This window comes from Streptomyces coerulescens (assembly GCF_042657965.1).
GTDB classification, from domain to species: Bacteria; Actinomycetota; Actinomycetes; order Streptomycetales; family Streptomycetaceae; genus Streptomyces; species Streptomyces coerulescens.
Map to the genome: position 1 here is coordinate 280,837 of NZ_JBHSKM010000022.1, position 13,492 is coordinate 294,328.

Consider the following 13,492-nt stretch of genomic DNA (forward strand, 5'->3'; position numbering starts at 1 on the left):
ACATGACCGAGAGCATCCCCGCTGGGCCGGAAGAGTCCACCCAGGACACCGCCGCCCAGGAACAGACCCACCGCAGCAACGTACCGCTCGCCTCGATCGCCCTGGTCCTCGGCATGCTGCTGTCCGTGCTCGACCAGACCGTCGTGGCCATCGCGCTGCCGGAGATCACCGCTGACATCGGCGGTGCCGGAAACTTCAGCTGGGTGGTCACCGCCTATGTGCTGGCGTCCACGGCGACCGGCACCTTCTACGGCCGGATCAGCGACCGCTACGGACGGCGTGAGGTGTTCATCGCCGCCGTCGTGCTGTTCACCGTCTCCTCGCTGCTGTGCGGCATGGCGCAGTCGATGCCGCAGCTGATCGCCGCCCGTGTGGTCCAGGGAATCGGCGCGGGCGCGCTGTTCGTGATCCCCACCGTCTCCCTGTCGGAGCTGTATCCGCAGCATCTGCGCGGGAAGGTCCAGGGGCTCACGGGCGCGGTGTTCGCGCTCGCCAGCGTCGGCGGGCCGCTGGTCGGCGGCGCCATCACCGACGGGTCCGGCTGGCGCTGGATCTTCTACATCAACGTACCCATCGGTGTGCTGTCCGTCGTGCTGTGCGCCGTCGCGCTGCGGCTGCCGCGGGCCGGCGCCACGGACCGTGTCGACTACTTCGGAGCGGTCCTGGTGGTCGCCGCCGTGGTCAGTCTGCTGCTGGTCACCGAGTGGGGCGGCCGGGAGTACGACTGGGCATCCGTGCAGATCATCGGTCTCGCCGTGGCGTGCGTCGCGCTGTTCACGGCGTTCGTCCAGTGGGAGAGGCGGGCCGCCAACCCGCTGCTGCCGATGCGGCTGTTCGCCAATCCCGCGCTGCGCCTGATCCTGCCCGCCACGGCCGTCCTCGGCATGCTGCTGTACGGGTCGGTGGTGTTCATGCCGACCTTCCTGCAGACCGCGTACGACTGGAGCGCCACCCGAGCCGGGCTCGCCCTGATCCCGTACTTCGTCCCGTTCATCGTCGTGTCGGCGATCGCGGGCGGAAAGGCCGGCAAGAGCGGACGGTTCAAGCCGTACCTGCTGGCCGGCGCGGTGGTGCTGATCGGGGCGTTCGTGCTGCTGGCCACGATCGACCCGGACCGGGACTACCTCTACGCGGCCGGGGCCATGGTGGTCCTCGGCGCCGGATTCGGGCTGCTGATGCAGAACCTCGTGGTGGTGTCGCAGAACGCGGCGGCACCCCCCGACCTCGCGGCGACCACGGCGGCCAACCTCTCCATCCGGGGACTCGGCATGGCCGTGGGTGTGGCGCTCTTCGGCAACCTGCTGGCCCGCGAGGTCGGCGAGGGCCCGGTCGCCCCGGCCACCACCGCCGAAGCGATCCCGGACGTGTTCGTCTGGGGCGTGCCGCTGGCCGTGCTGCTGCTCCTGCTGCTGGCCTTGGTGCCCCGCGTGGACCCCGGCCCCGCCCAGGAGAAGACGGACACCGAGGCCGAGCCCTCCACCGCCTGACCCCCTTTCGGAAACCCGAGACCGTCACCCGCAGGTGAGGAGAGGCCGCGCACCGGTCTCTCCTCACCGCCACCACGCACCGGAGACAACGACATGCGCCGTCCGCCGAACACGGGACACCGCGGCCTCATGCGCCTCGCGCCCGTTCACCGCCACGTCCACCGGGAACCCGGCGGGATGGGCATGAGCAGCGTCTGGTACGACCGGCTCTCCGGGTGGCTGCTCGGCGGGCTGTACCACCGGGCCGCCTCGGAGACCGCGAGCGTGCCCGACGGCGGCGCCGTCCTCGACATCGGCACCGGCCCCGGGCACCTCCTGCTCACCGCCGCCCGCAGGCGCCCGGACCTGGCGCTGCACGGCCTCGACATCGCTCCCTCGATGGTGCGCCGGGCCCGGCACCGGGCGGCCGCCCAGGGGCTGGACGGCCGCGTCACCGTGCATCTCGGCGACGCGGCTGATCTGCCGTTGGAGGACCGCACGATGGACCTGGTCGTCACCACCCTCAGCCTGCACCACTGGAACGACGTCCCCGGCGCCATCGACGAGGTGGCCCGGGTGCTGCGGCCGGGGGGCCGGTTCGTGGTCTACGACTTCCGCTCGGTGCCGGACGCCCTGCCGACCGGTGCCGTGGCCAAGGCCCCCCAGTTCGCCGGCGCCGCGGTGGAACACGAGATGGTCCCCCCCTTCGCGCTGCTCCCCTTCCGGCCGTTCGCCCGGCTCGCCGTGCGCCGTTCGGCCGACTGACCGCTCCACCCGCCCTTGATGGCCAGGCCGATGGAGCCTGGCCCCCCTTCTCTCCTCGGAGGTTGACTCCCGGCATGACCACTCAGGAGAACTACGGCCCCACCAGCTATGGCGAGGAACTCGCCGACATCTACGACAACTGGATCGTCCGCCTCCAGGAGGACACCGAGCCGACCGTGCGTTTCCTCGCCGACCTCGCGGAACATGTCGCGAAGGACACCGGGGAGCGGCGCGTCCTCGAACTCGGCGTCGGCACCGGACGCGTGGCGCTGCCGCTGGCCGCCCGTGGCGTGGACGTCACCGGAATCGACGCCTCCGAGGAGATGCTGGCCGGACTGCGCGGCAAGCCCGGCAGCGACACGGTGTCGCTGGTGCACGGCGACTTCGTGACACCGGACGTACAGGGCCCGTTCGGCCTGGTCTACGTCGTCTTCAACACCCTCTACAGCCTGGCCACCCAGGAGGACCAGATACGGTGCCTCGCCGGTGCCGCGGCCCTCCTCCCGGACGGCGGCGCCTTCGTCTTCCAGGGCTTCGTCCCCGACACCGCGCGCTTCGAGATGGCGCGGCAGAGCGGACAGCAGATGGAGGTGGCGCGCACCGGCGCCACCAGCCTCAATCTGGGCATCGCCCGCCACGACCCGGTCCGGCAGCACATGTACCCGCACTACAGCCTCAAGGACTCGGACACCGAGCGGGAGCACACCGTGCGCTTCCGCTACGTGTGGCCGAGCGAGCTGGACCTGATGGCCCGGCTGGCCGGGCTCACCCTGGAGCACCGCTACGCGGACTGGGCGAGCGGCGCCTTCACCGCCGAGAGCCAGGCGCATGTCTCGGTGTACCGCAAGACGGGCACCGTCCAGCCATGACGGGACGTCAGGGCCCGTCCGTGCGCGTGGCGGTGATCGGTGCCGGCTTCGCCGGCCTGGCCGCCGCCGTGCAGCTCAAGCGGCAGGGCATCGACTCGTTCACGGTGTTCGAGAAAGCCGGCGACCTCGGCGGCACCTGGCGGGACAACACCTATCCCGGCGCGGGCTGTGACATCCCCTCGCACCTGTACTCGTACGCGTTCGCCCCGTATCGCGACAGCAGGGTGCGCTATCCCGGGCAGTCGGAGGTGCTGGAGTACCTGCGCGCCTGCGCCCGGGAGAACGGGGTGGAGCGGCATGTGCGGTACGGCACGGAGATCACCTCGGTGCGCTACGACGACGTGTCCGGGCACTGGACCCTGCACACGGCGGACGGCCGGACACACACCGCCGAGGCGGTGATCGCCGCCATGGGCCAGCTGCACCGGCCGAACGTGCCGCGGCTGCCGGGCGCGGAGGACTTCGCCGGCACCGCCTTCCACACCGCCCACTGGGACCACGCCCACACGCTCGACGGGCGGTCCGTGGCGGTCGTCGGCACCGGGTCGAGCGCCGCGCAGGTGGTGCCCGCCATCGCCGACCGGGTGCGCCGGCTGCAGGTGTTCCAGCGCACGGCGAACTGGGTGCTGCCCAAACCGAACGCCAGGTTCCACCCGGCGCTGTCGCTGTTGCTGCGCACCGTGCCGGCCGCCCACCACGCCTATCGCTCGATGCTGTTCCGCCGCTCGGAGGCGGTGCTGCTGCCCGCGCTGCGGGGCAACCGGCTCCTCGGGTCCATGCTGCGCACGATGGCCCTGCGCCATATGCGGGCCGGCGTCCCCGACCCGGAGCTGCGCGCCCGGCTGACGCCCGACTTCGCCGTGGGCTGCAAACGGGTCGTGCTGTCCTCCGACTGGTACCCGACGCTGGCCCGCGACCATGTGGACGTGGTCACGGAGCCCATCGCACGGATCACGGAGAAGGGCATCGAGACCGCCGACGGCGTCCACCGCGAGGTCGACACGATCGTCTACGCCACGGGTTTCCGCACCACGGAGTTCCTCGCCCCCATGACGGTGACCGGCCGCGGGGGACGCTCCCTGCACGAGGTGTGGCGGGGCGGGGCCCGCGCCTACCTCGGCATCCACGTGCCCGGGTTCCCGAACCTGTTCCTGATGTACGGGCCCAACACCAACCTGGGACACAACTCGGTGATCCTCACCCTGGAGGCGCAGGCGGGCCACATCGCCCGGTGCGTGTCCCTGCTGGCGGCCCGGGCCGCCGACGGCGAGGGCTGGGGCATGGAGGCCGAGCAGGACGCGCTGGACACCTGGCAGCGCCGGGTGGACGACGGCTCCGCGGGCACCGTGTGGGCCGGCTCCTGCACCAACTGGTTCAAGACCGGGGACGGGGTGCTCACCAACAACTGGCCCTACCGCACCACGCTCTACCAGCGGCTGACGGCCCGCCCCGACCCGGCCGCGTTCCGCTTCCTGCCGGCCGCGGAGAACCCCTCCGAAAGCACCGGTGACCTGCACCACGTACCCGATTAGCTCGCCCGAACGGAACTAGGAGGAGGTAGGGCCCCGCCCTACCGTGCTACGCATGACAACTTCCGAGACAGGCAAGGGACTTGAAGCAGCCAAGGCGGTCGCCGCCGACGACGCCGCGCATGTCTTCCGCGGCTGGGTGCAGCAGGGCACGCACATGGCCCTGCCGGTGGCCGGAGCGGAAGGGTCGTGGTTCTGGGACTACGCCGGCAACCGCTATCTCGACTTCTCCTCCCAGCTCGTGTACGCCAACCTCGGGCATCAGCATCCGCGGCTGGTGTCCGCGATCAAGGCCCAGGCCGACCGGCTGTGCACCATCGCCCCGCACTTCACCGAGGAACGGCGCGCCACCGCCGCCCGCAAGATCGCGGAGCTGGCTCCCGAGGGCCTGAACCGGGTGCTGTTCACCAGCGGCGGCGCCGAGGCCGTGGAACACGCCGTACGGCTCGCGCGGCTGCACACGGGACGGTTCAAGATGCTGGCCGCCCACCACTCGTTCCACGGCGCCACCTCGACGGCGATCCAGCTCACCGGTGACCCGCGCCGGTGGCGCAACGACACCGGTACGGCGGGCGTGGTCCGGTTCTTCCCTCCGTACCTGTACCGCTCGGCGTTCTACTCCGAGAACGAGGAGCAGGAGTGCGCGCGGGCGCTGGAGCACTTGGAGCAGATCATCGTCCTGGAGGGCGCGCGGACCATCGCCGCCATCGTGCTGGAGCCGGTCGGCGGCACCAGCAGCGGTGTGCTCGTCCCGCCGGACGGCTACCTGGCCGGGGTGCGGGAGTTGTGCGACCGGTACGGGATCATGCTGATCCTGGACGAGATCATGGTCGGCTTCGGCCGCACCGGCGCCTGGTTCGCCGCCGACCACTGGGGCGTGCGCCCGGATCTGCTGACCTTCGCCAAGGGGGTCAACTCCGGCTATGTACCGCTGTCGGGGGTGCTCGTCTCGGACGAGATCGTCGAGACCTTCAGCAAGACGCCGTACCCCGGTGGCACGACGTACTCGGGCCACGCGCTCGCCTGCGCGGTGGCGGTGGAGGCGATCGACACGATGCGCGACGAGGGCGTCGTGGAGCACGCCGCGCGGCTGGGCCGCGAGGTCTTCGAGCCGGAGCTGACGAAGATGGCCGAGCGCCACCCCTGTGTCGGCGAGGTCCGCGGGATCGGCGCGATCTGGGCTCTGGAGCTGATCAAGGACAGGAAGACCAAGGAGATGTACGTCAACTACGACACCCCGGACCGGCTCACGCCGCAGGGCGCGGAGCTGATGGGGGCACTGATGCAGCGCGGGGTGAACGCGATGTTCTACCTCAACCGGCTGAACATCACGCCTCCGTGCAACATCAGCGAGGAGGACGCGCGGGAGGGTCTGGCCAGGATCGACGAGGCACTGACCGTCGCGGACGCACGCGTGGCGTGAGCCTGTTCCTCCGTCTCCCGTGCGGGCGGGAGACGGAGGAAGAGGTCGGCGGGTCAGCAGAAGGGCGTGAACGCGTCCCCGGCGGCGGCCGCCACCAGGCAGTACATGATCAGTCCCAGCAGGACGAGAACGCTCAGCAGCAAGCGGCGCAGATGACAGCAGCGCAGAAACCTGGCGAACCGCTTCGAGCCGTGCTCCAGTTGCTCTATGCGGGCGGCCAGCGCGGTGTCACCGCCCATTCCCGTGCCCATGCCCGGCCTGCCGGAATCGGGCAGGCACTTCACCAGGGCGCTCGCGACGACGCTGGGCGCGGCGAAGGCCAGGGCGGCCTGGTCGGCCGACAGTTCCTGACGCGTCTTCACGTGGTGTGCCACGACGCGCGGGCCCGGCACGAACCACAGAGTCGAGGCGACCGTCTCCACCACGAGCCGTCCCAGCGGATGCCGGCGCCGGGCGTGGTGCATTTCATGGCCGAGCACCGCGGCCAGTTCGTCGTCGGCCGTGCGCCGGGTCAGACCGGTGCTGATGGCGACCACCGGCCGCAGCAGGCCGTGCGTGACGGCGATGGGTTTGTCGACGTCGAGCTGGACCAGCCTGACATCGTTATCGCCCGCACCGACGCGCCGGGCGATCGCTGACAGTCGTTCACAGGGCGGAAGGGCGTGTTCGTCGATCCATCGGCCGGCCCGCCAGGTGGCCAGGAGCCCGCGGACCCCGACGGTTGCGGCCACCGTCACGGTCACCAGCGCGACCGCGACTCCGGCGCCGAGGACGACGTCGTTCAGCGTCTCCGCGGCCCCCTGGCCCGGACCGGCCTCCGGCCGCTGCCGCCAGAGCCGTAACACCGTGTAGATCAGGACATCGAGCGAGACCAGCCCGATCAGGGCACACCCGGCCATCACCGTTCGGGCGGTGATGGTCCGTGGCATGCCGTTATGAAGCCTCACCAACTCGAAACACTCCCCCGTACCGATACATCACGTCTGTTGTCAGGTGTCGTCCGAATCCGTCCGCACGAGCTTCATCAGCCGCGAGCGGAGCTGTGGTTCCGACTGGCACTGGTCGATGAAGTGGGCCACGGCGGACACGCCGTGGTCCCGGATGACATCGCGCACGGCGAGTTCGGCCGCGTCTCGCACGATCGCCTCGTACGCGAAACCACGGCCTTCCGCCGTGCGGCGCAGCACATTGCGCTTGCTCAGCCGGTTGAGGACGGTCATGACCGTGGTGTAGGCGAGCGGCTCCGAGCGCCCGCGGTTCACCTCCTCCAGTACCTGACGAACGGTCAGGCGCCGGTCGAACTCCCACAGCACGACGAGGAGTTCGGCACCGAGCGGCCCCAGGATCTTGCTGAGCTTGTCGACTTCGTGTTCGTCCATGAGCCATCACGGTCCCGTGCGATCCACGTGGCGGGCGGCACCGAGACGGTTGCGGCGCATGGCCTCCAGCCGGACCATGGCGATCACCACCACCCCGAATCCGTACCACACCAGGTCGTGGTAGAAGTCGAGTGACGTTCCCTGGGAGTGCTTCCACATGTCCAGGAAGTAGCCGGCGAGTTCGACGCCTCCGCCGACGACCAGCAGCCCACCGGCCACGCGGAACCCGGAGATACGCAGCTGTGTCGCACCGGCCGCCATGGTGACGACGGCACCCACCCAGATCCCGAGGTGGATGGTCCACAGCGAACTCGGGGGTTCCACGATGAAGGAGACGTTCCGCGCGTGCCAATACGTGTCGTACGCCTGGCCGAAGAGGTAGATCACCACGCCGGCGAAGGCCATGTACCTGCGCCAGCCGAGGGGGTCGGTGCCGGGGGAGCCGAGGTTCTGCTGTCCGACGGCCACCCGCATGCCTGTCGATTCCATACGACCACCGTGACCGGTGAACCCTAACGACGTGAACCGACACCGGCGAGTCCGATCGGACTGCCCGATCGGGTACCCCGCATTTCGCCGTCGCCGGACCCGAAGGCGCGACCCTCGGAGTCTGGGCCACGACGCCCGGGGGCACCCAGGGTGGGCTCATGATCTCAGCCCTCACTCTCGCCCATGTGGTCGGGCACGGTTCCGGCCCGATCCCCCGTACCTACGCGCTGATCGCCGGGGCGACGGCCCTGTACGCGTCCTTCGACGCCCTGCGTCTGCGCTGGCAGGAGCGGCGCTTCGACGAGCGCCGGGTCTGGCGGAGGGTTCCGGAGCCGCTGACGCTCGCCGCCGACCATCCGCTGCTGCGCCGTACGCTGCGGGTCGTGGGCGCGGCCCTGGCCCTGCTGACGCTGACGGTTCTGACGACCGGCTACGGCGGTCACCAACTGGGCATCGGCATGGTCTATGTGTTGTTCTGGGTCGGACTCGTGCCCGCCTCCCTGCTGCTGGGGCCCGTCTGGCGGCTGCTGAACCCGCTGCGCTCGGTGCACGAGGTGGTCTGTGCGCTGACCCGCGTGCCGCCCGACGTGGGGCTGCGCCGGCTGCCGGAGCGTGTGGGTGTGTGGCCCGCCGCCGTCGGCCTGCTCTGCTTCGGGTGGCTCGAACTCGCCGCGCCGGGGCGCGAGTCGACGTCGACCGTGCTGCTGTGGCTGTGGGCGTACGGAGCGGTGCAGCTGATCGCCGCCACGGTGTACGGGTCGCGCTGGTTCGAGCGCGGGGACACCTTCGAGGTGTACTCCTCACTCGTCGCCGCCATGTCCCCGCTGGGCCGCTCCCGTGACGGGTCCGGGCGCCTGGTCCTGCGCAACCCGTTCAACGGGCTGGCCGGGGTGCGCGAGCAGCCTGGGCTGACGGCTCTGGTGTCGGTGATGCTGGCGCTGACCGCGTTCGACAGCTTCGGCAACACCGGCGCCTGGAAGGCGGTGAGCGACGGGCTGCCCACGTCGCCGGCGCGCACCGCCGGGCTGCTCGGGGCGGCCCTGCTGATGCTGGGCCTGCTGCGCCTGAGCGCCTGGGCCGCGCGGCGTCTGTCCCGCGGTGCCTCCTGGGGCGCCGGTCTGATGGCACCGTCCCTGGTGCCGGTCGCCGTGGGTTATGTGTTCGCGCACTACGCCTCGGTGCTGATGGTGGAGGCGCAGCGGTTCGTCGACGTCTTCTTCGTCTCGGGTGAACCGCTCACCACCCACCACGGCGGCGCCACCGCCGTGGCCTACGCGCTGCCGTCGGCGATCGTTCTGTCGCTCCTGCAGGTGGTGTCCGTCGTCACCGGGCATGTCTTCGGCGTGATCGCGGCGCATGACTCCGCCGTGGGCGCGCTGCCGAGCGGGCGGAAGGTGCTGCCGCAGGTGCCGTTGTTCGTGGTGATGATCGCCCTGACGCTGGGCGGGCTGACACTGCTGCTCAGCGCATAGCGCGTCCCGCGCACATGGCTGTGCCCGGGGACGGGTTCGTCCCCGGGCACACGCCTGTCGCCTCAGTCCTCGAAGTGCCGTACCCACCGGGCGAGTTGGCCCAGTTCGTCCGTGAGGGCCGCCGTGAACGCCTTGCGGGTCGCGGCGGAGTGCCGGTTGGTGCTGAAGCCCACGGTGAGGTTGAGCCGGCCCGCGACCACGAACCCGATCACATCGACGGCCCGGAACCGGGTGCCAGTGTCGCTGCGCTGCCTGCCGTAGGCCATGCGCGGCACGCTCAGCAGGTCACTGCGCAGGAACACCTCGTCGACCTGGCCGAGGTAGTTCACGCCGATCTGTGCCACGGGCAGCCCGCGCAGCGCCTCGGCCTCGGGCCGGTCGGACAGATACGTCAGCAGTCCGTGCCCGGCTCCGCGGCCCGGCAGGGCGTCGACCTGGTCGCGCACCCGGTGCAGCGCCTCGTCGGGCGCCAGCGCGGGGTCGAGCTCGAGCAGCACGGGTACCAGCGTGGAGAAACGGCCCACGGTGCGGCTGACGTTGGCACCCGGCACCGGGAGGTCGCGGCCGTGCCGCTCCAGGTCGACGAGCACCCGCCGGGTACCGGGGTCGTCCGGGTATGTGGCGTGCAGGGCGCGCAGTGCCGCGGAGCACAGGACTTCGGACAGGTCGGCCCTGATGTGCCGGGGCAGCAGACGCACCAGCGCGTCGGTCACGTCGCGGTCGACGCGCACGGTGACGTTCTCCAGCGACTCCAGCGAGTTGGGGCCCTGCGTGTCGTCCACCGGGAAGGGCGCGATGCTCCGGCGGGCCTCGCTCGCCCAGTGGCCGGACTCGGCCGTCACCTCCGGGGAGTTCGCGTACACGGCGAGCCCGTGGGTCCAGGACCGGAACGACGTCGTACGCGGCGGCAGCGCCCCCTCACCACCGGCCTCCAGATCGGCGTAGCAGCCGAGCAGGTCCTCCAGGAGGATGCGGCCCGAGTAGTGGTCGACGGCCAGCCAGTGCGCGAGGAACAGCACGCAGTGCGGCCGGTCCCCCATGTCGAAGTAGGCCATGCGCAGCAGCGGGCCGCGGCCGAGGTCGAGGCCGGCCTGGAGCCCGTCGCTGATCTCGACGCTGCGCTTCTTCTGGGCCCGGCTGTCCAGGTGCGACAGGTCGTGGACCTCGAAGGGCAGTTGCTCCGCCTCGTCCCACGGCGCCACGTGGGCCGTCCAGCCGCCGCCTGCGTCCTGGGCGAAGCGCAGCCGCAGCGCGTCATGGTGCTCCAGGATGCGGCCGAGTGCCCGGGCCAGTACGGCGGGGTCGAGCGGCCGCTGCAGCGCCAGCAGGAAGGAAGCGTCGTTCCAGTGGTGGCGTCGCGGCAGGTCCTGGGAGAGGAACCAGTGCTGTGAGGGCGTCATTCCGGTCGGCCCGACCGGGTCGTCCCGGGTGGCGCCGACCGACGCCGAGTCCGCGGCCAGCGCCTGTCCGGTGATGGTGGGGTGGGCGAAGACGTCGGCGAGCTGCAGACGCAGCCCGTGCCGGTCGGCGCCCGCGGTGGCGCGCAGGGCGAGCAGGGAGTCGGCGCCGAGTTCGAAGAGATTCGCCGTGGTGGACAGCGGCTCGGACGGGTTGAGCAGCTCCGACCAGACCTGGACGAGGGCGTGCTCGACGGGGGTGGCCGCCGGTGTGTGCACGGCCGTGTTCTGCGTCCGGGACGGGGACGGCAGGGCCTTGCGGTCGACCTTGCCGTTCCCGGTCAACGGGATCTCCTCCAGCACCACCAGCACCTGCGGCACCATGTACGAGGGGATCTTGGCCTCGAGCCACTCCCGGAGTGCGGCGGTGTCCACGGCGCCGTCCTGCGTCACGTAGGACACCAGCCGTTTGCCGCCCTGGCCCGCGGTGTCGGTGATGGTGACGGCTCCGCCGACCTGTGGGTGCGCGGTCAGCGCCGCGTCGATCTCACCCAGCTCGATCCGGTACCCGTTGACCTTGACCTGCTGGTCCTCACGCCCGAGGAACTCGATGGTCCCGTCCGGCCAGAACCGTCCCAGATCCCCTGTACGGTACAGCCGCTCCCCGGTCTCCGGGTGCACGACGAAGGACCGCGCCGTCTTCTCCTCGTCCTTCCAGTAGCCCAGCGCCGTTCCCACACCCCCGATGAAGATCCCACCCGTCGCATACGGCGGCCGCACCCGCAGCCGGCCGTCCAGGACGTGCATCGTCTGGTTCGCGAGCGCCGTCCCGTAGGGAATGCTCGCCCAGGTCGGGTCCACCTCGGTGACCGGGTGGTGGATCGACCAGATCGACGCCTCCGTCGCCCCGCCCAGGCTCATCACGCGGACACCCGGGAACGTCTCCCACGCCCGCTCCGGCAGCGACAACGGGATCCAGTCACCGGACAGCATCGCCGTCCGCAGTCCGGCCCGGGGCCCGTGCTGCGCCCGGTGCTCGGTGTAGAGCTCGAACAGGGCGGGGACGGAGTTCCAGACGGTCACACCGTGGGCGTCGACGAGGTCGCCCCAGTGTGCCGGGTCACGCTCCGACCCCGGATCCGGCATCACCACGGCGGCACCGACCGCGAGCGTGCCGAACACGTCCCACACCGACAGGTCGAAGCTCAGGCTCGACACCGCCAGCACACGGTCCTCGGCCGTCAGCCCGATGCGCTCGTTGATGTCCTCGATCGTGTTGCGGGCGCCGCGGTGGTCGATCATCACGCCCTTGGGTACGCCCGTCGACCCGGAGGTGAAGATGACGTACGCCAGGTCGGTCGCCGCCCGGGAAGCGGTGTGGCCGCCCGGCCCGAGCCCGGCGCCCTCCGCGGTGATCGCCACGACGGGGACGCCCGACGGCCAGGGTTCCTCCATCAGACCGGGCTGGGTGAGGACGGCCCGGGCTTCGGTGTGTTCGATCAGGTAGGTGATGCGTTCGGCCGGCAGGGCCGGGTCGACGGGCACATACACACCTCCGGCCCGCAGCACCCCCAGCACCGCCGCGACCTGTTCCCATCCCTTCCGCATCGAGATCACGACCCGCTCGCCGGGCCGCACCCCCAGCTCCGCCAACCGGTCCGCCACCCACCCGGCGCGTCCGGCCAGCTCGCCGTAGGTGAGTCGTCCGGAGGACCAGATGACCGCGGGTGCGTGCGGCGTCCGTGCCGCCCGGGCGAAGAAGGGCTCGTGGAGCAGTCCGGTCGGCAGCGGCCGCTCGGTCGCGTTCACCTCCGCCACCACCGCCCTGTGCTCGGCCGGCGTGGTCACCGGGCCGGCCGATGTCCAGACGGCTTCGTCGTCGCCCAGAGCTTCGGCCAGGGAGACGTACGCGTCGAACGCGGCGTCCAGCACTCCCTCCGGGAACAGCGCCTCCACCGCGTCCCAGCTGATCATCAACTCACCGGCGATCTCGAGGACCTGGCAGTCGAGATGGACCTGCGGTGTCTGGGAGACACCGTCGAGCAGCCTGCCGAGCCCGGGGAGCACTCCGTCGGAGCCGCCCGGCATCTCGTGGCCGAGCACGCTGGTGAAGACGACCGGCATCGCGGCATGGGCCGGTCCGTGTTCGCGGGCCAGCTCACGGATCACACGGACCCCGCCGAACGCCCGGTGTTCGAGGTCCTGGAAGAGCTGCCGCTGGAGGGCCTGCGCACGGGCCTCGAAGGAACCCTCACCGGCTGTGTCGACTTCGAGGAGGACGAGGTTGGTGAAGTCGCCGATCAGCCGCTCCACATGCGGGTGCAGCGGCAGCCGGTCGCCGATCGTCACGTTCAGCGTGAAACGCGGCTCCTTCGCCCACAGCGCCAGCGCCTCCGCGTACGCCGCACACAGCAGCACCGACGGCGTCACACCCCGCGCCTGCGCCCTCTCCTTCAGCCGGGTCCACCGCTCCCGGGACACCGTGCGGGTCCGCCGTACGAACCGCGTCGGCTCTCCCTGCCGCGGTGCGAGGAGCGGGAGTTCGGGGGCGGTGGGCAGGGTGTCGAGCCTGTCCAGCCAGTACGCCCGTGCCTTTTCGTCCTCGCCGGCGGCCTCGACGGCCTGGCAGTAGTCGCGGAACGAGACATCGATCGGCGGCAGCTCACACTCCGGATCGGCATACAACGCCGCCCACTCCGACAG

Annotated in this window: 10 protein-coding genes; 6 read left to right on the top strand and 4 right to left on the bottom strand. The window is 71.0% G+C overall.

What is annotated here, in order from left to right:
• Positions 1-2: 2 nt before the first annotated feature.
• The 5 genes from ACFPQ9_RS28715 (at position 3) to ACFPQ9_RS28735 (ending at position 6,052) form a co-directional block, all read left to right on the top strand.
• A complete protein-coding gene (locus ACFPQ9_RS28715) occupies positions 3-1,487 on the top strand; it encodes an MDR family MFS transporter (RefSeq protein ID WP_380859435.1) in 1,485 nt (494 codons plus the stop codon).
• A gap of 183 nt (positions 1,488-1,670) precedes the next feature.
• Positions 1,671-2,231, top strand: coding sequence for a class I SAM-dependent methyltransferase (locus ACFPQ9_RS28720; protein WP_380859438.1), 561 nt, complete (start codon positions 1,671-1,673; stop codon positions 2,229-2,231).
• Positions 2,232-2,305: 74 nt separating this feature from the next.
• Positions 2,306-3,100 (top strand): class I SAM-dependent DNA methyltransferase, encoded by a 795-nt coding sequence (locus tag ACFPQ9_RS28725; RefSeq protein ID WP_380859441.1) that lies wholly within the window; start codon positions 2,306-2,308, stop codon positions 3,098-3,100.
• Positions 3,097-4,632: a flavin-containing monooxygenase gene (locus tag ACFPQ9_RS28730; protein ID WP_380859444.1), complete on the top strand. Its 1,536-nt coding sequence runs from the start codon at positions 3,097-3,099 to the stop codon at positions 4,630-4,632. The genes ACFPQ9_RS28725 and ACFPQ9_RS28730 overlap by 4 nt, the downstream gene beginning before the upstream one ends.
• A gap of 52 nt (positions 4,633-4,684) precedes the next feature.
• Entirely contained in the window at positions 4,685-6,052 is a 1,368-nt protein-coding gene (locus tag ACFPQ9_RS28735) for an aspartate aminotransferase family protein (protein WP_380859447.1), read from the top strand.
• Between the two features lie 53 nt (positions 6,053-6,105).
• On the opposite strand, the gene ACFPQ9_RS28740 is transcribed toward ACFPQ9_RS28735, so the two are convergent.
• Genes ACFPQ9_RS28740 through ACFPQ9_RS28750 form a run of 3 tightly spaced genes read right to left on the bottom strand, consistent with a single transcriptional unit; the run spans position 6,106 to position 7,920 of the window.
• On the bottom strand, positions 6,106-6,981 hold the full coding sequence (locus tag ACFPQ9_RS28740) for a M56 family metallopeptidase (protein WP_380859450.1): 876 nt from the start codon (positions 6,979-6,981) through the stop codon (positions 6,106-6,108).
• Positions 6,982-7,041: 60 nt separating this feature from the next.
• Positions 7,042-7,431 carry a BlaI/MecI/CopY family transcriptional regulator gene (locus tag ACFPQ9_RS28745; protein ID WP_380859453.1) on the bottom strand — a complete coding sequence of 130 codons (390 nt, stop codon included), beginning with the start codon at positions 7,429-7,431 and terminating at the stop codon, positions 7,042-7,044.
• Positions 7,432-7,437: 6 nt separating this feature from the next.
• Positions 7,438-7,920, bottom strand: a complete 483-nt coding sequence (locus ACFPQ9_RS28750) for a hypothetical protein (protein ID WP_380859456.1) — start codon at positions 7,918-7,920, stop codon at positions 7,438-7,440.
• A 158-nt stretch (positions 7,921-8,078) separates the two neighbouring features.
• Between ACFPQ9_RS28750 and ACFPQ9_RS28755 the strand changes: the two genes are divergently transcribed.
• Positions 8,079-9,392 (top strand): hypothetical protein, encoded by a 1,314-nt coding sequence (locus tag ACFPQ9_RS28755; protein ID WP_380859459.1) that lies wholly within the window; start codon positions 8,079-8,081, stop codon positions 9,390-9,392.
• 62 nt (positions 9,393-9,454) lie between these two features.
• On the opposite strand, the gene ACFPQ9_RS28760 is transcribed toward ACFPQ9_RS28755, so the two are convergent.
• Positions 9,455-13,492: amino acid adenylation domain-containing protein (locus ACFPQ9_RS28760; RefSeq protein ID WP_380859462.1), on the bottom strand; the 4,038-nt coding region annotated here is incomplete at its 5' end.